Annotated in this window: 23 protein-coding genes and 1 tRNA gene; 11 read left to right on the top strand and 13 right to left on the bottom strand. The window is 69.4% G+C overall.

Translation table 11 applies throughout. The features are described from left to right. Positions 1 to 33: 33 nt before the first annotated feature. On the top strand, positions 34 to 921 hold the full coding sequence (locus RB628_RS21695) for an aminoglycoside phosphotransferase family protein (protein WP_318322162.1): 888 nt from the start codon (positions 34 to 36) through the stop codon (positions 919 to 921). Positions 922 to 944: 23 nt separating this feature from the next. Here RB628_RS21695 and RB628_RS21690 read toward each other — a convergent pair whose 3' ends face one another. Both RB628_RS21690 and RB628_RS21685 read right to left on the bottom strand, forming a co-directional pair. Then, on the bottom strand, positions 945 to 1,445 hold the full coding sequence (locus RB628_RS21690) for a GNAT family N-acetyltransferase (protein WP_318322161.1): 501 nt from the start codon (positions 1,443 to 1,445) through the stop codon (positions 945 to 947). Between the two features lie 68 nt (positions 1,446 to 1,513). Next, positions 1,514 to 1,587: transfer RNA gene (locus tag RB628_RS21685), tRNA-Thr, on the bottom strand. 310 nt (positions 1,588 to 1,897) lie between these two features. Between RB628_RS21685 and RB628_RS21680 the strand changes: the two genes are divergently transcribed. The 3 genes from RB628_RS21680 to RB628_RS21670 all read left to right on the top strand — a co-directional run bounded on the left by RB628_RS21680 (position 1,898) and on the right by RB628_RS21670 (position 4,572). After that, positions 1,898 to 3,034, top strand: coding sequence for a sn-glycerol-3-phosphate ABC transporter ATP-binding protein UgpC (locus tag RB628_RS21680; protein WP_318322160.1), 1,137 nt, complete (start codon positions 1,898 to 1,900; stop codon positions 3,032 to 3,034). Positions 3,035 to 3,234: 200 nt separating this feature from the next. After that, on the top strand, positions 3,235 to 3,684 hold the full coding sequence (locus tag RB628_RS21675; protein ID WP_318322159.1) for a hypothetical protein: 450 nt from the start codon (positions 3,235 to 3,237) through the stop codon (positions 3,682 to 3,684). Positions 3,685 to 3,840: 156 nt separating this feature from the next. Then, complete coding sequence (locus RB628_RS21670; protein WP_318322158.1) at positions 3,841 to 4,572, top strand: nucleotidyltransferase family protein; 732 nt, start codon at positions 3,841 to 3,843, stop codon at positions 4,570 to 4,572. Between the two features lie 103 nt (positions 4,573 to 4,675). On the opposite strand, the gene RB628_RS21665 is transcribed toward RB628_RS21670, so the two are convergent. The 6 genes from RB628_RS21665 to RB628_RS21640 form a co-directional block, all read right to left on the bottom strand. Further along, the gene (locus tag RB628_RS21665; RefSeq protein WP_318322157.1) at positions 4,676 to 6,394 is read right to left on the bottom strand and encodes a DoxX family membrane protein; all 1,719 of its coding nucleotides are present in this window, start codon (positions 6,392 to 6,394) and stop codon (positions 4,676 to 4,678) included. Positions 6,395 to 6,511: 117 nt separating this feature from the next. After that, positions 6,512 to 7,453, bottom strand: coding sequence for a 23S rRNA (guanosine(2251)-2'-O)-methyltransferase RlmB (rlmB, locus tag RB628_RS21660; RefSeq protein WP_318322156.1), 942 nt, complete (start codon positions 7,451 to 7,453; stop codon positions 6,512 to 6,514). A gap of 109 nt (positions 7,454 to 7,562) precedes the next feature. Then, on the bottom strand, positions 7,563 to 8,966 hold the full coding sequence (gene cysS / locus RB628_RS21655; RefSeq protein WP_318322155.1) for a cysteine--tRNA ligase: 1,404 nt from the start codon (positions 8,964 to 8,966) through the stop codon (positions 7,563 to 7,565). A 177-nt stretch (positions 8,967 to 9,143) separates the two neighbouring features. Next, positions 9,144 to 9,659, bottom strand: coding sequence for a 2-C-methyl-D-erythritol 2,4-cyclodiphosphate synthase (gene ispF, locus RB628_RS21650; RefSeq protein WP_318322154.1), 516 nt, complete (start codon positions 9,657 to 9,659; stop codon positions 9,144 to 9,146). Beyond that, the gene (gene ispD, locus RB628_RS21645; RefSeq protein WP_318322153.1) at positions 9,649 to 10,401 is read right to left on the bottom strand and encodes a 2-C-methyl-D-erythritol 4-phosphate cytidylyltransferase; all 753 of its coding nucleotides are present in this window, start codon (positions 10,399 to 10,401) and stop codon (positions 9,649 to 9,651) included. The genes ispF and ispD overlap by 11 nt, the downstream gene beginning before the upstream one ends. Before the next feature lie 374 nt (positions 10,402 to 10,775). Further along, entirely contained in the window at positions 10,776 to 11,258 is a 483-nt protein-coding gene (locus RB628_RS21640; RefSeq protein WP_003953493.1) for a CarD family transcriptional regulator, read from the bottom strand. Between the two features lie 652 nt (positions 11,259 to 11,910). Here RB628_RS21640 and RB628_RS21635 point away from each other — a divergent pair. Then, positions 11,911 to 12,597, top strand: a complete 687-nt coding sequence (locus RB628_RS21635) for a DUF461 domain-containing protein (RefSeq protein ID WP_318322152.1) — start codon at positions 11,911 to 11,913, stop codon at positions 12,595 to 12,597. 75 nt (positions 12,598 to 12,672) lie between these two features. On the opposite strand, the gene RB628_RS21630 is transcribed toward RB628_RS21635, so the two are convergent. Beyond that, the gene (locus RB628_RS21630; RefSeq protein ID WP_105974768.1) at positions 12,673 to 13,353 is read right to left on the bottom strand and encodes a response regulator transcription factor; all 681 of its coding nucleotides are present in this window, start codon (positions 13,351 to 13,353) and stop codon (positions 12,673 to 12,675) included. Beyond that, entirely contained in the window at positions 13,350 to 14,663 is a 1,314-nt protein-coding gene (locus RB628_RS21625) for a sensor histidine kinase (RefSeq protein ID WP_318322151.1), read from the bottom strand. The genes RB628_RS21630 and RB628_RS21625 overlap by 4 nt, the downstream gene beginning before the upstream one ends. Before the next feature lie 202 nt (positions 14,664 to 14,865). On the opposite strand from RB628_RS21625, the gene phoU reads away from it, so the two are divergent. The 4 genes from phoU to RB628_RS21605 all read left to right on the top strand — a co-directional run bounded on the left by phoU (position 14,866) and on the right by RB628_RS21605 (position 17,739). Beyond that, positions 14,866 to 15,555 (top strand): phosphate signaling complex protein PhoU, encoded by a 690-nt coding sequence (gene phoU, locus RB628_RS21620; protein ID WP_318322150.1) that lies wholly within the window; start codon positions 14,866 to 14,868, stop codon positions 15,553 to 15,555. Between the two features lie 98 nt (positions 15,556 to 15,653). Then, on the top strand, positions 15,654 to 15,806 hold the full coding sequence (locus RB628_RS21615) for a hypothetical protein (protein WP_318322149.1): 153 nt from the start codon (positions 15,654 to 15,656) through the stop codon (positions 15,804 to 15,806). 297 nt (positions 15,807 to 16,103) lie between these two features. After that, a complete protein-coding gene (locus tag RB628_RS21610) occupies positions 16,104 to 17,240 on the top strand; it encodes a sugar ABC transporter substrate-binding protein (RefSeq protein ID WP_318322148.1) in 1,137 nt (378 codons plus the stop codon). Between the two features lie 250 nt (positions 17,241 to 17,490). Next, entirely contained in the window at positions 17,491 to 17,739 is a 249-nt protein-coding gene (locus RB628_RS21605; protein ID WP_318322147.1) for an SCO4226 family nickel-binding protein, read from the top strand. 81 nt (positions 17,740 to 17,820) lie between these two features. Here the strand turns inward: RB628_RS21605 and RB628_RS21600 are convergent, their stop codons facing one another. Together RB628_RS21600 and RB628_RS21595 are read right to left on the bottom strand one after the other, a co-directional pair. Further along, positions 17,821 to 18,618 (bottom strand): hypothetical protein, encoded by a 798-nt coding sequence (locus tag RB628_RS21600; RefSeq protein WP_318322146.1) that lies wholly within the window; start codon positions 18,616 to 18,618, stop codon positions 17,821 to 17,823. A gap of 166 nt (positions 18,619 to 18,784) precedes the next feature. Beyond that, the gene (locus tag RB628_RS21595) at positions 18,785 to 19,546 is read right to left on the bottom strand and encodes a phosphoglyceromutase (RefSeq protein ID WP_318322145.1); all 762 of its coding nucleotides are present in this window, start codon (positions 19,544 to 19,546) and stop codon (positions 18,785 to 18,787) included. Between the two features lie 151 nt (positions 19,547 to 19,697). On the opposite strand from RB628_RS21595, the gene RB628_RS21590 reads away from it, so the two are divergent. Beyond that, on the top strand, positions 19,698 to 21,002 hold the full coding sequence (locus tag RB628_RS21590; RefSeq protein WP_318322144.1) for an MFS transporter: 1,305 nt from the start codon (positions 19,698 to 19,700) through the stop codon (positions 21,000 to 21,002). On the opposite strand, the gene RB628_RS21585 is transcribed toward RB628_RS21590, so the two are convergent. Beyond that, complete coding sequence (locus RB628_RS21585) at positions 20,977 to 21,423, bottom strand: DUF2000 domain-containing protein (protein ID WP_318322143.1); 447 nt, start codon at positions 21,421 to 21,423, stop codon at positions 20,977 to 20,979. The two genes, RB628_RS21590 and RB628_RS21585, sit on opposite strands and share 26 nt — an antisense overlap. Here RB628_RS21585 and RB628_RS21580 point away from each other — a divergent pair. Beyond that, positions 21,422 to 22,291: an AraC family transcriptional regulator gene (locus tag RB628_RS21580; RefSeq protein ID WP_318322142.1), complete on the top strand. Its 870-nt coding sequence runs from the start codon at positions 21,422 to 21,424 to the stop codon at positions 22,289 to 22,291. The two genes, RB628_RS21585 and RB628_RS21580, sit on opposite strands and share 2 nt — an antisense overlap. Positions 22,292 to 22,307: the final 16 nt, after the last annotated feature.

The following is a 22,307-nucleotide window of genomic DNA, read 5'->3' as shown; positions in this document are numbered from 1 at the left end:
GCCCCAATTCACGCACGCACATACAGTCGGCCAGTGATCCGCATCCGCGTCCCTGACGAACTGGCCGCCACACAGCTCAAGTACAACGGCGAGGCGGGCCGCGCCTTCATCACCGCACTCCCCGCCCGCACCACCGACTTCCTCGACCGCTGGAACCTACGCGTCGACGGCCGGCCAATGCACGGCGTAGCGGCCCTGGTCCTCCCTGTCCTCCGCGCCGACGACACCCCGGCAGTCCTGAAACTGCAACTCCTCGACCACGAGAGCGAAGGCGAACCAACAGCCCTCCGCCACTGGAACGGCGACCACGCCGTACGCCTCCTCGACCACGACCCCACCACGGGCACGATGCTCCTCGAACGCCTCGACCACACCCGGATGCTGTCCCACCTCCCCGACGCCCACGAAGCCACCCTGATCATCGCCGACCTCCTGACCCACCTCACCGCCGCACCAGCCCCACCAGGCATCCGCCACCTCGGCGACATCGCGGCAGACATGCTGGACCAGGCACCAAGGGCCCTACGGCACCTCCCGGACCCCGAACCCCGCACCCTCCTCACGGACTGCGCCGCAGCCCTACGAGAAGTGGCCCCAGACCCTGGCGACCGCCTCCTCCACTGGGACCTCCACCACGAAAACGTCCTCGCCGCCCACCGCGCCCCCTGGCTCGCGATCGACCCGAAACCCCTGGCGGGGGACCCAGGCTTCGACCTCTGGCCGGCCATCAACAACCGCTTCGACGCCGACGACGTCATCTGGCGCTTCGACGCCCTGACAGACGCCCTGGCCCTGGACCGGAAACGGGCACGCGCGTGGACCCTCGCCCGGGTACTCCAGAACGCCCTGTGGCACATCAAGGACGGGGACCCACCGCAGGACACGGAACTCGAGATCGCGCGCCGCCTGCGCCACGGCTGACCCACAGCCGCGGCCGGGACCACTCACCCAACGCACTCCATGCACACCAGCTGATCCCGCCCGTCCCACGACTCGGTGACGACGAACCCGAACCGCTCGTACAGAGCGATGGCCCCGGCCCGCCACTCCCACACGGACAGCCGCACGCTGCTGACACCACTTTCCGCAGCATGCGCAAGCGCGGCGCGGAGCAGACCGGACGCAATCCCCCGCCCCCGGAAATTTGGATCCGTCCAGAGCCTCTTGATCTCCGACCGCCGACCGACAGGGGCAGTCACCACCACACACCCCACGGCCGCACCCCCGCTCAGGGCCACCAGCACGACATCGCCGACGAACGCGGCCCGCGGGTCCGAGATCTCCGCCCGATAGCGCTCCGGCAGCCCGTCCACATCGACAACGGCCGCGCCCTTCTCGGCCTCGGTCCGCAGGTGGTAGGCCGCCAACAACCCGGCGAGCCCGTCCTCGGAGGAAGGGGCCTGCCCAGGCCAGCGGACGATCACAGCCTCACGCTGATCAGTCATGACGCCAGCATCACACGGGCACGAACACGAAGAAGCCCAGGCCAGCTTGGGGCTGACCTGGGCAGTTGAGCCCCCTGTCGGATTCGAACCGACGACCTGATCATTACAAGTGATCTGCTCGTTCCAGCTGAGCTAAGGAGGCACCGCGCACCACAACGCCGTACGCGAAGGCGGCTCCACTGTACACAGAGCGCGATCCCCCAAGCCACGGAGTTCATCGCTGACCTCAGTCGCGAAAACCAAACGTAACGTAACCAAAGGTCAAAAGTGAGTCGCTCGGCCATTTCATAGATTTCCGCCTCGAAAATTTCCGCGAAGTTCACACTCCCCCAGGTACTGACAGACGACGAAACCCCAGGTACCGTCCAGGTTCAGTCCGCGTACGTGGACTACACCACCTTCCACTACGGATCGTCCGGCACGTTCCTGCCGGTGAAGGGGGCCTAGTACCCATGGCCACTGTTTCGTTCAACAAGGCGACCCGCATCTACCCGGGTGGCGACAAGCCCGCCGTCGACCAGCTCGAGCTCGATGTCGCGGATGGCGAGTTCCTCGTCCTCGTCGGTCCCTCCGGCTGCGGAAAGTCCACCTCCCTGCGGATGCTCGCGGGTCTTGAGGACGTCAACGGCGGGTCGATCCACATCGGTGACCGTGACGTCACGCATCTGCCGCCCAAGGACCGGGACATCGCGATGGTGTTCCAGAACTACGCGCTGTACCCGCACATGACGGTCGCCGACAACATGGGCTTCGCGCTCAAGATCGCCGGCGTCAACAAGGCCGAGATCCGCCAGAAGGTCGAGGACGCGGCGAAGATCCTGGACCTCACGGACTACCTGGCGCGTAAGCCGAAGGCGCTCTCCGGTGGTCAGCGTCAGCGTGTCGCCATGGGTCGTGCCATCGTGCGTGAGCCGCAGGTGTTCCTCATGGACGAGCCGCTGTCGAACCTCGACGCCAAGCTCCGTGTGTCCACCCGTACGCAGATCGCGTCGCTGCAGCGCCGTCTCGGCATCACGACCGTGTACGTCACCCACGACCAGGTCGAGGCCATGACCATGGGCGACCGGGTGGCCGTGCTGAAGGACGGTCTGCTCCAGCAGGTCGACTCGCCGCGCAACATGTACGACCGCCCCAAGAACCTCTTCGTGGCCGGCTTCATCGGCTCGCCGGCCATGAACCTGATCGAGGTCCCGATCACCGACGGCGGAGTGAAGTTCGGCAACTCGGTCGTCCCCGTCAACCGCGAGGCCCTCAAGGCCGCCTCCGACAAGGGTGACACCACCGTCACGGTCGGCGTCCGTCCTGAGCACTTCGACATCGTCGAGCACAACGGTGCTGCCGCCGACGCTCTGGCCAAGGACTCCGCGGACGCACCGGCCGGCCTCGCGGTCACCGTGAACGTCGTCGAGGAGCTCGGCGCCGACGGCTACGTCTACGGCAGTGCCAAGGTCGACGGCGAGCTCAAGGACCTGGTCGTCCGCGTCAGCGGCCGTGCCGTGCCGGACAAGGGCGCCACGCTGCACGTCGTGCCGCGTCCGGGCGAGACCCACGTGTTCTCGACCTCCACGGGCGAGCGCCTCACCGACTGAGACGCGACCTGAGCACCGAAGGGCCCCGCGGCTTGCCGCGGGGCCCTTCGCATGCCCGCTCACCGGAAGCCCGAGAACCCGGCAGACCGGTCATTTCGAATCGTGTACGTCAACGCCCTACCCAGAAAACGGCACCGATCCATCCCCCGTTGGGGTTACTAAATGTCGCCAAATCAGTACCGAGCGCTACCCTCACTCGCGTGAAGCACTCCACTAACCAACTGACGCGAAGTGGCCGTGGCCCCGCCCGCCGGATCGGCCGTAGCCTCGCCCTTGTCCTGCCCGTCGTCCTGGTCCTGTCCGGGACCCTCGCGGTCACCCGAGTCAACTGGTCGGGGAACCCCTCGGACTCGGTGCTCACCGCCTCCTCCGAGGACTTGGCCGCCCGGGCCGCAGCCGCCCCAACCCCACAGGACGTCCTGCGCGACCAACTGCTCCTGGAACTCCAGGAAGAGGACCCCGGTACCGCCCTCACCCACCTCCAGCAGGCGGTGAACGGCCGCCCGTCGCTGGCGAAGCACTGCACCTCGATCGCCCGCGCCCTCGGCCGGGCCGCGGTCCGCGTGTACGGCCCGTCACGCGCCCAGTCGTACGCCCGTCCGGTCTGCGACACGTCCTTTGCCACGGGGGTGGCCGCGGCCCACAGCTGAGCGTCAGGCGCCTCTGTCAGGTGCCCCGTTAGGGGCACGCCTGGCAGAGGCGCGGGGAACTGCGCGGCCAGCCCCCACCGAGCCGCGGATACCCACACCACAGCCCCGCCCCAACCTCCCCCGCGAAACCCGCGGGGCGCCCCGTACAGTTCGAACATGACCGATCCGAACGCCACGACGCGCCCCACTCAGGCCGTGGTCCTCGCCGGCGGCCAGGGTTCCCGGCTGCGCCCGTACACCGACGACCGGCCCAAGCCGATGGTCGAGATCCCCGGCACGGGGACGCCGATCATCGGCCATCAGCTCGTCTGGCTCGCCGAGGAGGGCGTGACGGACGTCGTGGTCAGCTGTGGGCATCTCGCCGAGGTCCTCCAGAAGTGGCTGGAGGCCGCCGACCTGCCGCTGAACGTCACGACGGTCGTCGAGACCGAGCCCCTCGGCCGTGGCGGCGGCCTCAAGTACGCCGCCGCGCACCTCCCCGCCCCGGACCGGCCCTGGTACGCCACCAACGGGGACATCTGGACCCGTTTCTCGCTGCGCGACATGGCCGACTTCCACGCCGAGCGGGACGCCGTCGCGACCCTCGCGCTGGCCCGCCCGCGCCTGCCGTGGGGCGCCGTCCAGACGGATGGCTTCGGCCACATCACGGACTTCATAGAGTCCCCTCCGTCGACCTTCGAGATCAACGCGGGCGTGTACGTCTTCTCCCCCGCGTTCGCCGCCCTGCTCCCGGAGCGCGGCGACCACGAACGGACCACGTTCCCCCATCTGGCCCGCGAACTCCGCCTGGCAGGCTTCCCGATCCCGCACGGCGCCTACTGGCGCGCCATCGACACCGCGAAGGACCTCACGGAGGCCGCGAAGGAGCTGGCGACGCTGAGCCGTTGAGCCGTTGAGCCGTTAAGCCGACGGTTCACCAAGAGCCTTTGTACGTACGTCAATGGGGTCCCGCACTTCACAGTGCGGGACCCCATTGACGCAACCGGTGCTGCTAGCCCAGGAGGCCGCCCACCAGTCCTGGCTGCCCCGTGGAGGAGCCTCCGGTGCTGCCGTCGCTGCCGCCGGTGCCGCCGCCCGTGGTGCCGCCGTCGGTGCCGCCCGGGGTGCCCGTGGCGCCGCCCGACGAGGACGGTCCGGCGCTGGTGCTGGGCGCCTGCTCGACCGGGGTGGTCTGCGGCGGCGGGGCCTGGCCGGCGCTGCCCTGCGTCTGGCTGGGCCGGGTTCCGGTGACGCTGCCGCTCTCGCGGGCCTCCTCGGGGGTGGTCGCGGCGTCGCCGGTCGTGGGGTTGGCCGAAGTGGCCTTCTGGGTCGGCGACTTGGTGGCTGCCGAGGGGCTCTTGGAGGGGCGGCGTTCGCCGGACTCCTCCGGGAGCGGGGAGCCGGGGAGTTCGTTGCGCGGGGCCTCGCCGGGGCCGGGGACGACCACACGGTCGGCGTCGCGGACGGCGCCGCCGAGCAGCGAGCCGATGAGGAGCGTGAGTCCGATGACGACGGCCGTGACGAGGGCGCCGCGGCGCAGGACGTAACTCCGCAGCTCCCAGATGTCCGTACGGGGTCCGAGTCGGCGCCAGGCGCTGCCGGCGAGGCGGCCGTCGACGGAGTAGACGGGGGCGCCGGCGATGATCAGCGGCGACCAGGCGGCCAGGTAGATGATGTCGGGGGCGTCGTAGACGGGAACGCTCTTCCAGCTGACGGTGACGAGCAGCGCGGCGGAGAGCAGGGCGCCGCCGACGGCGGCGACCCGCTGCCAGAGGCCCAGGACCGTGAGGACGCCCACGATGACCTGGAGGAAGGCGATGACGAGCCCGGAGCCGACAGGGTGCTGGAGCGCGAACTGCCGTAGTGGCTCGGCGACTTCCCAGGGGTGCAGGGTGTTGAGCCACTTCATCATGGAGCCGCGTTTGCCGCCGTCGAAGTAGACGGGGTCGCAGAGCTTGCCCATGCCGGCGTAGATGGAGATGAAGCCGAGGAAGATACGGAGCGGGAGCAGGACGACGCCGAGGTTCAGTCGGCGGCCGGGGTAATAAGCGTGCCGTACGGGGTCGTTGGCGTGGCGTTTGGCGCCGGTGCGGCGTCCGTCGGTGTCCCGCTCGTAGGCTTCGTCGCCCTCGTGGCCGAACTCGCCGTCTCCGTAACCGGATTCGCCGTAACCGGCTTCCTCGTACGCGCTGCCGACGGTGCGCATGTTGGGAAGCAGGCGGCCGGAGTCGGGGCCGGAGCCATGCGTGCGCTGGCTGCCGACGATCGGCGTCTCGACGGTCTGGTCGAGGGTGCTGCCGGCGTAGTCGAGGTCGTCGCCGATACGGGGGATGACCTGCGTCGCTCCGGCGTCGGCGGCCGGCGGCTGTTCGCCGTGGCGCACGCTGGAGCCGCGTACGGCCTGGAGCAGCCGGTGCGCGCCGGTGTCGTCGGGGGCGGACTTCCCGCTCCAGACGACGGGCGCGCGGCGTCGGCCGCCGGCCGTGGCGCCGCCGGCGCCGACGACGGGGATGCGCGCCGTGTCCTCGGAAGCGCCGAGGTGCCGGGCGACGCGGGACGACGGTGCCGCCCGCCGCGTCGAGGCCCCCAACTGCACGCGGAAGCTCGCATGGTTGACGATGACCTGCGCCGGATCGCTCGGCACCTTCACCATGCTCAGCGCGGGAGCGTCGTCGTATCCCGACGAGCGGTCCCCCGTGGGTGTGCGGGGTGTTCTGGTGTCCACACTCATCTAACCGAGTGACGTGAGGTTAGGACACTGCTTTGACTTGGCGGATGTGTCCGGACCGCGTCAAGGTCACGTCACCCGCCCGGATTCGCCCGTACGGGTGACATCGCGCACGGGTGTTCAGGCGCGTCGGCGGGCCGCTTCGTACAGCACGATCCCGGCCGCGACACCGGCGTTGAGGGACTCGGTGCCGCCGGGCATCGGGATCCGTACGAGGTGGTCGCAGGTCTCCCCGACCAGCCGGGACAGCCCCTTGCCCTCGCTGCCGACGACGATGACGACGGGCCCGCCGAGCGCGGCCAGGTCGCCGACCTCTGCGTCCCCGTCGGCGGCGAGGCCGACCACGGTGATCCCGGCCTTCTGGTACGCCTCCAGGGCGCGCGTCAGATTGGTGGCGCGGGCGACGGGCGTGCGGGCGGCGGCGCCGGCGGAGGTCTTCCAGGCGCCGGCGGTCATACCGGCGGCGCGCCGCTCGGGCACGACGACCCCGTGCCCGCCGAAGGCGGAGACGGAGCGGACGACGGCGCCGAGGTTGCGCGGGTCGGTGACACCGTCGAGGACGACGATGAGGGGGTCCACACCGTTGTCGTAGGCGGCGTTGGCCAGGTCCTCCGGGTGGGCGTACACGTACGGCGGGACCTGGAGTACGAGCCCCTGGTGGTTGAGCCCGTTGGTCATCCGGTCGAGCTCGGGCCGGGGGGCTTCCATCAGGTGGATGCCGCCGCGGTCGGCGACCAGTTGGAGCGCCTCGCGCACGCGCTCGTCGTTGTCGATGAACTGCTGGACGTAGAGCATGGAGGCCGGGACGCCCTCGCGGAGTGCCTCGACGACCGAGTTGCGCCCGACGACGAGTTCGGAGGTCGCCTTCCCGCCGCGCCCCTTGGGTGCGGGGCGCCGCTGGATCTGCTTGGCCTTGGCACCGGCAATACGGTTCTTCTTGTGCCCCTTGCGCGCCTCGGCGGGCGGCGTCGGGCCCTTGCCTTCGAGCCCCCGGCGCCGCTGGCCGCCACTGCCGACCTGCGCGCCCTTCTTGCCGGACATGCGGCGGTTGTTAGCGGCCATGACCTACCTGTCTTTGTGAAGGCGTGCGTGTGTACGTCTATGAGTGTGCCGCCCGGAGACCCGGGCGGCACAATCGATCAAGGAGATGCACGTGTTTGCGGGGAAATGGTCAGCGCGGACCGAGGGTCCAGCGCGGCCCCTGCGGTCCGTCCTCGATGACGAGGCCTGACTGGTTGAGCTGGTCGCGGATGGCGTCGGCGGTGGTCCAGTCCTTGCGTCCGCGGGCGGCTTCCCGCTGGTCGAGGACGAGTCGTACGAGGCTGTCGACGACGCCGTGCAGATCTTCGCCGCGGTCGGCGCCGTCCCCGGCCCAGTGCGGGTCGAGGGGGTCGAGGCCGAGGACGCCGAGCATGGCGCGCACTTCGGCGAGCCGGGCGACGGCGGCTTCCTTGTCGTCGGCGGCGAGGGCGGAGTTGCCCTGCCGGACGGTGGTGTGGACGATGGCGAGGGCCTGCGGGACGCCCAGGTCGTCGTCCATGGCGTCGGCGAAGGCGGGCGGCACTTCGGCGGAGGGCTCGACGACGCCTCCGGCCTTCTCGACGACGCGCTGCACGAACCCTTCGATCCGGGCGAACGCCGACTCGGCCTCGCGCAGGGCCTCTTCGCTGTACTCGATCATCGAGCGGTAGTGCGGGGTGCCGAGGTAGTAGCGCAGGACGATGGGCCGCCATGCCTTGACCATCTCGCTGACGAGGACGGAGTTGCCGAGGGACTTCGACATCTTCTCGCCGCTCATGGTGACCCAGGCGTTGTGGACCCAGTAGCCGGCGAAGTCGTCGCCGAAGGCCTTGGCCTGGGCGATCTCGTTCTCGTGGTGGGGGAAGATCAGGTCGAGTCCGCCGCCGTGGATGTCGAACGCGGACCCCAGGTACTTGTGGGCCATGGCGGAGCATTCGAGGTGCCAGCCGGGCCGCCCCCGGCCCCAGGGTGTCTCCCAGCTCGGCTCACCCGGCTTCACGGCCTTCCACATGGCGAAGTCACGGGGGTCCCGCTTGCCGGTCTCACCGTCCCCGGAGGGCTGGAGCAGGTTGTCGAGTTCCTGGTTGGACAGCTCCAGGTACCCGGGGAAGGAGCGCACGTCGAAGTAGACGTTTCCCTCGGCCTCGTACGCGTGCCCGCGCTCGATGAGCCCGCGCATCATCTCGACCATCTCGGTCACATGCCCGGTGGCACGCGGCTCGTAGGTCGGGGGCAGGCATCCGAGCGCGCCGTACCCGTCGCTGAAGGCCCGCTCGTTCTCGAAACCGATGGACCACCAGGGGCGCCCCTGCTCGGCGGCCTTCCTGATGATCTTGTCGTCGATGTCGGTGACATTGCGGACGAAGGTGACGTCGTATCCGCGGTACGTGAACCAGCGGCGCAGGATGTCGAAGTTGAGTCCCGACCGGATATGTCCGATGTGCGGGGCGGCCTGCACGGTGGCGCCACAGAGGTAGATCGAGACACAACCCGGCGCGAGCGGGGCGAAGTCACGGATCTGCCGGGCGCTGGTGTCGTACAGGCGAATAGTCACCGCTCCAGGGTAGTGGCCCACACGCAGTGCCCTGCGACGCTTGTGCACAAGGGCCACGTATTCGTGACATTCGCCGCCGGCGCTGGGGGCCGCGCCCTCAGACCCCTCTACGACACTGAACGGGTTCTGTCCTCAGACTCTCCCCGCAGAGGGGGTACCCCGGACGGGCTGAGCAGGTCAGCCCGGGCGGGCCACCAGTGCCGTGGCCACCGCCATCAGCCCCTCCCCGCGCCCCGGGAACCCGAGCCCGTCGGTCGTCGCGCCGGACACCGACACCGGCGCCCCCACCGCCTCCGACAGCACCTTCTGCGCTTCTTCGCGCCGCTTCCCGATCTTCGGCCTCGGCCCCACGACCTGCACCGCGACATTGCCGATCGTGAACCCGGCCGCCCGCACGATCCGTGCCGCCTCCGTCAGCAGCGTGACCCCGGACGCCCCGGACCACTCCGGGCGCCCGGTGCCGAAGTGCTGCCCCAGGTCGCCCAGCCCCGCCGCCGAGAACAGCGCGTTGCACGCCGCGTGGGCGACGACGTCCGCGTCGGAGTGCCCGGCGAGGCCGGCCCCCTCGCCCTCCCACTTCAGCCCGGCGCACCACAGCTCCCGGCCCTCCTCGAAAGCGTGAATGTCGGTACCGATACCGACCTGGGGCAGCACCGGTCCCCCTGTTCCCCCTGCCGAAGACTCAGAAGCCACCGTTCAGCCTCCTCCGGGCCAGTACCGCTTCCGCCAGCACCAGATCCAGCGGCCTGGTCACCTTGAACGCCTCCTCGTGGCCGGGCACGACCACGACCCGCACGCCCAGCTGTTCCACCATGCTCGCGTCGTCGGTGACGTTCTCGGTCACCGCCTCATGGGCCCGTACGAGCGTGTCGACGGTGAAACCCTGCGGTGTCTGGACCGCTCGCAGCCGCGCCCGCTCCGGTGTCGCCAGCACCGGTTCCGGCTCCCCGGCCGTCGCGGCCGGCTCGACCTCCTTGACGGTGTCCGCGAGCGGCAGCGCGGGGACCACGGCCTGCGCCCCGTCCCGTACCGCCTCGATCACCGCGTCCACGGTGTCCACCGGTACGAGCGGGCGGGCGGCGTCGTGCACGAGCACGATGTCGATGCCGGGCGGCAGCGCGTCCAGGCCGAGCTTCACCGACTCCTGCCTGGACGCGCCTCCGGATACGACCAGGAAGTCCGTGCGTTCGGGCAGCGCGTGCGCGTCGAGGAGGGTCTTCACCTCGGCGGCGCCGTCGGGCGGGGCCACGACGACGACCAGCGAGACGGCGCGGGACGCGGCCATCGCTCTCACCGCGTGAACGAGCATGGGCGTGCCGTTCAGCGCGCGCAGCGCTTTGGGGGCGCCCGGGCCGAGGCGTACGCCCCGGCCGGCGGCCGGAATCACGGCGGCCGTACGTGTCCCGGGCGGTGTGGAGCGCGATTCGTCAGACATCGGTTCCTGTCAGGTTTGTGTGCCGAGCCCTCGTGGGTATGGCCTGGGGGAGTGCCGGGCGCGAGCCTCGATGGGACCCTTCCGTGACTTCCGGTCGAGTCTGCTCCGGGCCCGGCGCACCGAGTATCAGTGGTTCGGTGCTACTGGCAGACGGCAGGGAATCCGCGACTGCCGAGACGGAGACTGCGGGAAACCGCTGCCGGTGGAGAAACGCATCCGGGCATGAACATGCCGCAGCGCCCGGCGACATTGGATACGTCATCGGGCACCGCGGCATTTCACTGTGTTGCCTGAGCTGAATGCTGCTCGAACCGAATGCTGCTTGAGCGGGCTTTCAAAAGCCTGCGCTCGGTCGACCTGCGTTCAGTCGGGGTTCAGGACGCGAGCACCTCGTCGAGCAGGGCCTCGGCCTTGTCCTCGTTCGTGTTCTCCGCGAGCGCGAGCTCGCTCACCAGGATCTGGCGAGCCTTGGCGAGCATGCGCTTCTCACCGGCGGACAGTCCGCGCTCACGCTCACGACGCCACAGGTCACGCACGACTTCCGCGACCTTGATGACATCGCCGGAGGCGAGCTTCTCCAGATTTGCCTTGTAACGACGCGACCAGTTCGTGGGCTCCTCGGCATACGGAGCACGCAGCACCTCGAAGACCCGGTCCAGCCCGTCCTGACCGACCACATCACGCACGCCGACGAACTCCGCATTGTCCGCTGGCACACGTACCGTCAGGTCGCCCTGGGCGACCTTCAGCACCAAGTAGGTCTTGTCCACGCCTTTGATCTGGCGAGTTTCGATAGCCTCGATCAGCGCGGCCCCGTGATGGGGATAGACCACGGTGTCGCCAACCTTGAACGTCATGTGACAGGTACCCCTTCCGTGGCTATCCAGGGTAACACGGAAACTGCCGCTTCTGAATGACGTTTTCGCAGGTCAGGGCACATCTCGGGGCTTGACAACAGTAACAGGAACGTGCTTCGAGAGGGCCCCTGGGGAGGAGAAGGGAGCGGTATTCGCAGGTCGGAGCGGCTCTCCGAACGAAGCGAAACCCGGACGTTACACATACCCAGAGGCCCCGACGGGCGACCAAACATCCGCTTATGTCCGCTTCCAAGTGTTCGGCTTCCGCTACTCCGTTCGATGAGCGGAGTCGGCTGCGAGACGAATCCGGAATTGATCACGACAGGCGATGTCCCGCCGATGTCCGGTGGATGACCAAGCAGATGATCTCCGGGTGATCTCACGCGTGATCTCACAGCGATCTGCGGCTGATCAATTTCCGGATGCGCTCTTTCCTTCACCGGAATCCGCAAGCCCGGTCGACGGCACTTATGTGAATGCCAAAGTGGCTCATGAGGCAGCCGCGCACGGCCGGGTCAGGACCCCCTGCTCCCCTCCAGAGGCGGGTCGGGTGCAGTGGCGCGGGAACGGCTCGGTAACCTAAGGCCGCTGACAGTCACTTAGGGCGGCTTTATAAGGAGCTGCCCGTGCGTTCCAAGGAGTTGCCGCCGCCGTGAGCAGCAGCCTTCGACGCGGCGCCCTCGCCGCATCCGCCCTCGCGTTCTCGGTCGCCACGCTCGCCGGGTGCGCAGCCGGGAACAACGCCCAGACGCTGGGGGTCAGGCCGGACAACGCGGCCACGACCGTCGGCGACATCAAGTTGCAGAACGTCGTGATCATCACCCAGCCGGACCTGGAGTCGACCGGCCCGGCCGCGGTCTCCGCGACCGTCTTCAACAGCGGGACCACCGCTCAGACGCTGGAGTCGATCACCGTCCCGGGCGCCGGCAAGACCGCCGAGCTGACGTCTGCCGAGGGCAAGAGCCTGAGCATCCCGGCCGGCGGCTCGCTGATCATCGGAGGCGAGAACAACGCCTCCGCCGTGCTGGCCGACACCCGTGAGACGGTCAAGGACGGCAACGCGCAGGAGATCACCTTCACCTTCAGCAAGACCGGTGACGTGAGCCTGCGCGCGTTCGTCGTCCCCGCGGAGGGCTACTACACCTCGTGGGGCCCGACCGACGTCCCGGAGGTACCGGGCGACCCCAGCGCCTCGCCCTCGGCCTCCGGCGAGCCGTCGGAGCCGTCGGCGTCCGGGTCACCCAGCCCGAGCGGAGACGCCGAGTCACCCGCCACCGGGGCCGACCCGAGCACCTCGGCCACGGACGCGGAGGCGGAGGCGGCCGCAGCCGGTCACTGAACCGTCGTACGCCGAAGGGCGGGACCTCCTGAGGAGGTCCCGCCCTTCGGCGTACGACGGTGTGTACGGGCCGGTTTACGGCTCGAACTTGTAACCGAGGCCCCGCACCGTCACCAGGTACCGCGGCGCGCCCGGGTCCGGCTCGATCTTGGCGCGCAGGCGCTTGACGTGGACGTCGAGGGTCTTGGTGTCGCCCACGTAGTCGGCGCCCCAGACCCGGTCGATGAGCTGCATACGGGTCAGCACGCGGCCGGCGTTGCGCAGCAGCATCTCCAGCAGGTCGAACTCCTTGAGCGGGAGGTCGACCTTGGCGCCGGAGACGGTGACCACGTGGCGGTCGACGTCCATGCGGACCGGGCCGGCCTCCAGCGCGGCCGGGGTGACCTCCTCGGGCTCACCGCGGCGGCGCAGGACGGCCCGGATGCGGGCGACCAGTTCGCGGGAGGAGAAGGGCTTGGTGACGTAGTCGTCGGCTCCTATCTCCAGGCCGACGACCTTGTCGATCTCACTGTCCTTGGCGGTGACCATGATCACCGGGACGTTGGACTTGACGCGCAGCTGACGGCAGACCTCAGTGCCGGGCAGGCCCGGCAGCATCAGGTCGAGGAGGACGAGGTCGGCGCCGTTGCGCTCGAACTCGTCGAGTCCGTCGGGCCCGGTGGCCGCGATGGCGACCTCGAAACCCTCCTTGCGGAGCATGTACGAAAGGGCGTCGGAGAAGGACTCCTCGTCCTCGACGACGAGCACACGGGTCACGGAAGGACCTCCGGGGCGTGGAGCGGATCGTAAGGGGATGTGCCGGTGGTCCGGTCGGCCTCTTCGCCGGGGTCGGACGGTCCGTCCCCGGCTTCGGGGTCGGAGTCGGGGAGGGACTGGGGTGCGTACGCGTTGTGCCGGTTCGCGCGGGCGCGGCGGCCTGCGGCCGCCTCCGGCAGCCGCAGGGTGAACGTGGAGCCCTGTCCCTCGGAGCTCCACACCGTGACCTCCCCGCCGTGCGAGGCGGCCACGTGCTTGACGATCGCCAGCCCGAGACCCGTACCGCCGGTGGCGCGGGAGCGGGCCGGGTCGACGCGGTAGAAGCGCTCGAAGATGCGCTCCTTGTCCTTGTCGGAGATGCCTATGCCCTGGTCGGTCACGGCGACCTCGATCAGGTCTCCGCCCGGCGCGTTCACCCGGCGGGCCGCTATGCCGACACGGGTGGCGGAGGGCGAGTAGTTGACGGCGTTCTCGACGAGGTTGCCGAGGGCCGCGGCCAGCTGGCCGCGGTTGCCCCAGACGCGCAGGTCGGCGGTGCCTCCGGCGGCCATGGTGATGTGTTTGGTGCCGGCCTGGTGGCGGCAACGGTCGACGGCCTCGGCGACGAGTTCGTCGACGCGGACCGGTTCGGCGTCCTCCAGCGGGTCGTCGTTCTGCACCCGGGAGAGGTCGATGAGTTCCTGGACGAGGCTGGTCAGCCGGGTCGCCTCGATCTGCATACGGCCGGCGAAGCGCTCGACGGCCTCCGGGTCGTCCGAGGCGCCCATGACGGCCTCGGAGAGGAGGGAGAGGGCTCCGGTGGGGGTCTTGAGCTCGTGGCTGACGTTGGCGACGAAGTCGCGCCGTACGGCCTCGATGCGCCGGGCCTCGGTGAGGTCCTCGACGAGGAGGAGCACGAGGCGCGAGCCCAGCGGGGCGACGCGCGCGGAGACCGCGAGCGCCTCGCCGCGGCCTGTGCCGCGTCTGGGGAGGTCCAGCTCGACCTGGCGTATCTCGCCGTCGCGCCGGGTGTCGCGGGCCATCTGGAGCATCGGCTCCACCGAAAGCTTTCCGCCACGGACCAGACCGAGGGCGTACGCCGCCGAGCTGGCCTTGACGACGGCGTCCGCCTCGTCGAGTACGACGGCCGAGGACCGCAGGACGGACAGCACCGTGTCGACACCGGGCGGCAGCACGGGGTCCGTGTGCAGGGAGGTTCTGGTGGGGCGTTTCTGGTCGCGCTCGCTCCAGCGGAACGCCAGCACGGCGATGACACCGGTGAGCACCCCGGCGATCGCTGCCGCTGCGGCGACTGCCGCGTTCACGTCCATGCGTCCAGGTTAGGCATGGGGTACGACATGGCCACAGCCATCCGTGTGCGACCTCGAACACTCGTCGCCCAGAGTTCACCTTGGAGCCAGTATTGGTTCATTTGTCGGGGCGGAAAACGACGCGTGCGGGACCCAACGTGGGAGCGTGGGGGTTACGGGGCCCGCTGTTCGCCCCGAACGGACGCCAAGAGAGGGACACCTGATGCGTGACGCGTACCACGAGGAACTTGACTCGATCGGCGAAGGTCTGGTCGAGATGGCCCGACTCGTCGGGTCGGCGATCGGGCGTGCCACGACGGCGATCCTGGACGCCGACCTGAAACTGGCCGAAAGTGTCATCGAGGCCGACGCCAGGATCGACGAGCTCCAGCACGACCTGGAGGCCCGCGCGATAGCGCTGCTGGCCCGCCAGCAGCCGGTGGCGACCGACCTGCGGATCGTCGTCACGTCGCTGCGGATGAGCGCCGACCTGGAGCGCTCGGGCGACCTCGCCCAGCACGTCGCCAAGCTGGCCCGGCTGCGTTTCCCGGAGCGCGCGGTCCCGCACGACCTGCACGCCACGATCCTGGAGATGGGCCAGCTCGCGCAGCGCCTGATGGCGAAGGCGGCCGAGGTCATCATCACCAAGGACGTCGATCTGGCGATGCAGCTGGAGACGGACGACGACGAGATGGACCTCCTGCACCGCACGCTCTTCCGTCACCTGATCGACGACCGCTGGAAGCACGGCATCGAGACGGCGGTCGACGTGACGCTGCTGGGCCGCTACTACGAGCGCTTCGCGGACCACGCGGTGTCGGTCGCCAAGCGTGTGGTGTTCCTGGTGACGGGTGAGCACGCGGACGAGCTGCAGCAGGACGTGCAGCCGCCCACTGGTGTCGAGGGCGCGTAACCCCGCGAGCCTCTGTGCGCCGTTGACGCGCCGGACAGGACGGGCATGCAATGGGGAGAAGGCACCAGTCTCCAGGACCAGCTCTCCAGGAGGGCCCCATGGCCGAGACCCCCAGCACGCCCGACCCGACGCAGGAACGCGACACGCAGCATCCCGCCGAGATCAAGAACCTGCCCCTGTTCGGCGCCTGTGGCTGCGGTTCCGGCTGCGGGTGCGGTTGTCAGTCGGGCAACCCGTGTCAGTGCGGCTGACGGCGTAGACACGGCACGAGTACGGCACGGGGCCCTGTCTCCCTCACGGGAGGCGGGGTCCTTTTGCGTACGTGGGGCGGTTCGCCCCTGTTCGGACAGGTGGGCGGCGATCTCGATTGCTCGTTGAACAGGCATACACTTCAGAGCAGTTGACGCTCAGGCTCTGTCCATGCACATCAGGCACCCTGTTGCCATCTCGTTAACCAGTACTTCTTGACGTCACGTGCTGCCGCCGCGTTGGCTTCCGTATCTGTAGTCGGGTCCGTCATGCTGTTCCCCGCCTGGAAGGCACCTGCCGTGAACGCTCGTACCCCCCGTCGGACCGCCGTGCGCCGTACCGCCATTGCGGTGACGGCCGCCGCCTCGGCCCTCTCGCTCGCCGCGTGCGGCGTCCTCGACGGCTCCAGCGGAAGCAGCGGCTCCGCGGCGCCCAAGAAGGGCGACGACATCACTGTGGGGCTCCTCCTGCCCGACACGAAGACGAAGCGCTTCGAGAAGTTCGACTACCCGCTCATCGAGAAGCAGGTCACCGCCCTCACCAACGGCAAGGGCAAGGTCCTCTACGCCAACGCCGAGGCGGACAAGGCCAAGCAGAGCCAGCAGCTCGAGGAGATGATCGCCAAGCAGGTGGACGTGCTCCTGGTGGACGCGGTGGACGCCAAGGCGATAGCCCCGGCCATCGAGAAGGCCGCCGACGCGAACATTCCCGTCATCGCGTACGACCGGCTCGCGGAGGGCCCGATCGACGCGTACGTCTCGCACGACAACGAGCTCGTCGGCGAGGTGCAGGGCCGCTCGATCGTGGAGTCCCTCGGCGACAAGGCCGCGACCAGCAAGATCGTCATGATCAACGGCTCGCTCGCGGACCCGAACTCGGCCCTCTTCAAGGAGGGCGCGATGGTCGAGCTCCAGGGCAAGGTGCAGATCGCGGGGTCGTACGACACCAAGGACTGGCTGCCCGAGGTCGCCAAGGTCCACATGGAGACGGCGATCAAGTCCGTCGGGCTGGGCAACATCGCCGCCGTGTACTCGGCGAACGACGGCATGGCCGGCGCGGTCATCGACGCGCTGAAGGAGGCGGGCGCCGCCAGGATCCCGCCGGTGACCGGGCAGGACGCGGACCTGGCGGCGGTGCAGCGGATCGTCTCGGGTGAGCAGTACATGAGCGTCTACAAGTCGTTCATCCTGGAGGCCAACAACGCCGCGTCCATGGCGGTGGCCAAGGTGCAGGGCCGCTCGATCGAGTTCGACGCGCTGACCCGGGACAGCGTCGACAGCCCGACGAAGAAGAAGATCCCGGCGATGCTGGTGCCCGTGGTGGCCCTCACACAGGAGAACATCAAGGACACGGTGATCGAGGACGGCGTCTACACCATCGAGGACATCTGCACCCCGGAGTACGCGGCGGACTGCGACGAGATCGGCCTGACGTAGCGGGAAAGACCGGGGAGTTGCTCCTCCGGGCACCGGGGTGACGGAGGTGGACTCTTACGTCCTCTTGTGCCCCCTTACATCCTCTTCGACTTTCGTGCGCAGGGCGACCGACGTCCTCGTGGCCATGGGCCCGGCCGCGGTGACTGTCCGGCGTACGGGGTCGCGGTCGCCGGGGCGGCCGTACGGGCAGAGGATGGAAGGCAGTCAAGCGGTACCCCAGAGGAATCACAGGGATAGGAGGTGCGGCGCCATGCCCCAGTTCATGGACGTCCACCACGGTATGAAGGGCATCACGGCCGACCAGCTGCACGCGGCCCACCAAGCCGACCTGGCCATAGAGAAGGACGAGGGGGTCCACTTCGAGAAGGCGTGGGCGGACCCCGATTCCGGCACGGTCTACTGCCTCTCCGAGGCCCCCTCGGCGGAAGCGGTGCAGCGCATCCACGAACGCGCCGGGCACCTCGCCGACGAGGTCCATCCGGTGCCGCTGACGGCGTGAGGGCGCGGTAGGCAGGTACGAGGAGGTCCCCTGCCCGCCGATTGCGGCGGGCAGGGGACGGTCACTTCAAACCGTCCGGGCTCACTTCACGTCGACGAAGTCGGCCAGGCCGGACCTGGCCTGCGTGAGGGACGTGCCCGCGAAGTCGTAGCGGTACTGGCCGTCGACCGTCGCCTGCACGGTGGCCGTGGCCCAGCCGTTGCGGTCGGTCCTGACCTTCTTCAGCGTCTTGAAGGGGCCGCTCGCGCCCTGGCGGAACTGGAGCAGCACCTGGTGCCCGATGAGGGGCACGTCCTTGTGCTTCTCCCAGCTGGCGACGATCATCCGGGCCTTGACCGTGAGGTTCTTGCCCTTCTTCACCGGCTCCGGGGTGGCGTCGGCCAGGGACAGGTGGGTCTTACGCTTGATGCGTGCCAGGGGCATGTAATCCTCGCGGGTGACGTTGCCCTCGCCGTCGACGGCCACGATGTTTATGCCCCAGGCACCGGCGAGGGCGTTGCTGCGGACGTTCGTGTACGGGTCGGCGATCATGACGGCCTCGCACTTGGACCAGGACTCGTCGACCTTCACGCAGCGGCTGGGCCCGACCTGCGCGATGCGCCCGTCGACTTCCGCCTCGGTCGCTCCGTGCTGCAGCGAGAACGACACGCTCTTGATGCCCGACGGGTCGTGGACCAGCGCGGAGATCGGGAACTTGACCTTCCGCGCGGCCTCGACGACAACGGTGTAGTCGCGGTTCTGGTTGACCTCGATGTTCTTGATCTGTGTGGGTGTGTCGTCCTGCTCGGCCCCGGCGGCCGGGGCGGCGAGAGCGGTGACGGCCAGAGCGGCGCTGAGGGCGGCCGCGGTGACGGTGGCGACAGTGGCGCGTATGCGCATGGTGTGGTTTCCCCCACGTTCGATGAATCGAGTGGTGACTTCACCTGCGTCAGACAGAGGGGGCGCCTGGGAGGTTGTGCGCTTTCGCCGACCTCCTTGCGCACGAGACCGTGAAAATGCCCCCGATCCACGCCATGAGCGCAGGTCGGGGGCATGATCACGAAAGCTACTTCTTCTTGCCCTGGTTCTTGACCGCCTCGATCGCCGCCGCAGCCGCGTCCGGGTCGAGGTAGGTGCCGCCCGGCTTCACCGGCTTGAAGTCGGCGTCCAGTTCGTAGGCGAGGGGGATGCCCGTCGGGATGTTCAGACCCGAGATCGCCTCGTCGGAGACACCGTCCAGGTGCTTGACCAGGCCGCGGAGGCTGTTGCCGTGGGCCGCGACCAGGACCGTGCGGCCCGCCAGGAGGTCGGGGACGATGCCGTCGTACCAGTACGGGAGCATGCGGACGACGACGTCCTTCAGGCACTCCGTGCGGGGGCGCAACTCCGGGGGGATCGTCGCGTAGCGGGGGTCGCCCGACTGGGAGAACTCCGTGCCGTCCTCAAGGGGCGGCGGCGGGGTGTCGTACGAGCGCCGCCAGAGCATGAACTGCTCCTCGCCGAACTCGGCGAGCGTCTGGGCCTTGTCCTTGCCCTGGAGGGCGCCGTAGTGGCGCTCGTTCAGGCGCCAGCTGCGGTGGACCGGGATCCAGTGGCGGTCCGCGGACTCCAGGGCAAGCTGGGCCGTGCGGATCGCGCGCCTCTGGAGGGACGTGTGGAGCACGTCGGGGAGCAGGCCGGCGTCCTTGAGCAGCTCACCGCCGCGGACCGCCTCCTTCTCGCCCTTGTCGGTGAGGTTGACGTCCACCCAGCCGGTGAACAGGTTCTTCGCGTTCCATTCGCTCTCGCCGTGGCGGAGGAGGATCAGCTTGTACGGTGCGTCGGCCATGCCCCCGAGCGTAGTAGAACGTCCTGATCCGCTGCTCGGCCGCCCGGCAACCGGACGGTTGACGGGATCTGTTAATTGAGTGGTCCCCTCGCGCGACCCGCTCGTAAGTTGTCATCACCGTCCGAGCTGCTTACGTCCGTGGGGGATACCTGTGTCACTCGCCGCCCTGAAACGCGCTGCCCGAGAATCCGTCTCCGGGTTGCCCCGCGAGTTCTGGTGGCTGTGGACCAGCACCCTCGTCAACCGGCTCGGGGCCTTCGTCGCCACGTTCATGGCGATCTACCTGACCCTCGACGGCGGCTACTCCGCCTCGTACGCCGGTCTCGTCGTCGCCCTGCTCGGGCTGGGCGGGGTCGTCTCGTCGATCGGCGGCGGGGTGATGACCGACCGGCTGGGCCGGCGCCCCACTCTTCTCATCGCGCAGTCGTCCACGGCCTTCTCCGTCGCGCTGCTCGGTTTCGTGCACCACCCCGTCGCCATCGCGGGCGTCGCCTTTCTCGTCGGTATGGCGAGCAACGCCTCACGGCCGGCCGTGCAGGCGATGATGGCCGACATCGTGCGGCCCGAGGACCGCGTCCGCGCCTTCTCCCTGAACTACTGGGCCATCAACCTCGGCTTCGCCGTCTCCTCCGCCGGCGCCGGCTTCATCGTCGAGGTCAGCTATGTCGCCGGGTTCCTCGTCGAGGCCGGTATGACGCTGGCCTGCGCGGTCGTCATCTTCCTCAAGGTGCCCGAGTCACGGCCGACGCAGACCACGAGAACGAAGCAGGCGGAGGCGTCCGTCGGGCTCGGTACCGTGCTGCGCGACGGACGCTTCATGAGCGTCGTCGGGCTGTGCTTCCTCGTCGCCCTCGTCTTCCAGCAGGGCCTGGTCGGGCTGCCGATCGCCATGGGCGAGGCCGGGTTCACCCCGGCGGACTTCGGGATGGTCGTCGCCGTCAACGGCGTGCTCGTCGTCGCGTTGCAGATCCCGGTCACCCGGTTCATCGAGCACCGGGACGCCCGCGGGCTCCTCGTGGCCTCGTCCCTCCTCGCCGGGTACGGGTTCGGGCTCACCGCCTTCGCCGGGTCGGTCGGCGTCTTCATCCTCACGGTGTGCGTGTGGACCCTGGCCGAGATCGTCAACGCGCCCACCCAGACCGGGCTGGTCGTGCGGCTGTCCCCTCTGCACGGGCGCGGTCGCTACCAGGGCATGTACACGATGTCCTGGTCGGTCGCCGGGCTCGTCGCCCCGCTGATGTCCGGCTTGGTCATCGACCGGTTGGGCGCGGATTGGCTGTGGGGGCTGTGCGCGGTGATCGGGACCGTGGCGGGCGTGGGGTACTGGGTGCTGATGGGGCGGGTTGCGGCGGAGGCGCCCGTGGACAAGCCGGCGGAGGGGCTTGCCGAGGAGCCCTCCCCCGCCGACGCCGTTCCCGCCGCCCCGCCCGTCACGGGTGCATCCGCGACCCCTTGACCACCTTGTCCACCGCGTTCCTCGGCCCGTACACCGCCACCCCCACCACATCCAGCTCCCCCGCCCCCACGGCCCGTACCGCCGCGCGGTTGTCCCGGTCGTTGCCCGTGCCGAACAGGTCGGACGTGAAGACCGAGCACGGCAGGGAGCGGGACACCGCCCGTCCGTGTGCCGCCGTCAGCGTCTCCTTCGTCGCCTCGAAGACCAGGACCGGCTGACGGAACATCGGGAGGTACGGGGTGCCGTCCGCGTCCTCGTACGGCTCGCCGATCACCTCGGGGACCGTCGTCCCCAGGCCGCTGACCAGGAACGCCGTCACGTTCAGGCGCTGCCAGTGTTCCAGGTCCTCGCGCAGGACCACGGCGATCTTCGTGTCGAAGCGGACGGGGGCGGGGGCAGGCGTCGTGTCCGTTGCGTTCATGGGTCGAGACTGCCGACCGGCGCACCCCCGCGTCTTGTACGTTCCTTGCGTGGCCGCCTCACCCTCGCAGCAGCGAAACGTCTCCGCCTGGCGCCCGCGCGTCCCGGGTGTCCTTGAGGTGTTCCACGCCCACTTCGTCGAGTACGCCTACCCGATGCACGTACACGACTCCTGGACGCTGCTCATCGTCGACGACGGCGCCGTACGGTACGACCTCGACCGGCATGAGCGGGGCACCCCGCACGACACCGTGACCCTGCTGCCGCCGCACGTGCCGCACAACGGGTCGCCCGCGACTCCGGGCGGGTTCCGCAAACGGGTGCTGTATCTCGACTCCACCCATCTCGGCGACGAGTTCATCGGGGCCGCAGTCGACCAGCCCGATCTGCGCGATCCCCTGCTGCGGCTGCGCGTCGGGCAGTTGCACGGCGCGCTCGTGGGGGACGGGGAGGAGTTCGAGGCCGCCAGTCGGCTGGCGCTCGTCGCCGAGCGGCTGCGTACGCGGTTGCGGGCGACGGACGTACCCCGTCCGCCGCGTGCCGATCCGCCGCTCGCCCGGCAGTTGCGCGAGCTGCTCGACGAGCGGCTCGTCGACGGGATCGCGCTCGACGAGGCCGCGCGGCTCGTGCACGCCCATCCCGCGCATCTCGTACGGGCGTTCAGCGCGGCGTTCGGGATGCCGCCGCATCGGTATCTGACGGCCCGTCGCGTCGAACGCGCCCGGCGGCTTCTCCTCGACGGGCTGCCTCCCGGCGAGGTCGCGACGGCCACCGGGTTCTACGACCAGGCCCATCTCACCCGCCACTTCAAGAAGTTGGTGGGCGTGCCGCCGGGGCGGTACCGGCTCAGCGGCGGATCCGGTCCGTAGCGGGTTCAGTCCGTAG

This window comes from Streptomyces sp. ADMS (assembly GCF_033441795.1).
Taxonomy (GTDB): domain Bacteria; phylum Actinomycetota; class Actinomycetes; order Streptomycetales; family Streptomycetaceae; genus Streptomyces.
This window is presented reverse-complemented; position numbering and strand designations above follow the sequence as displayed.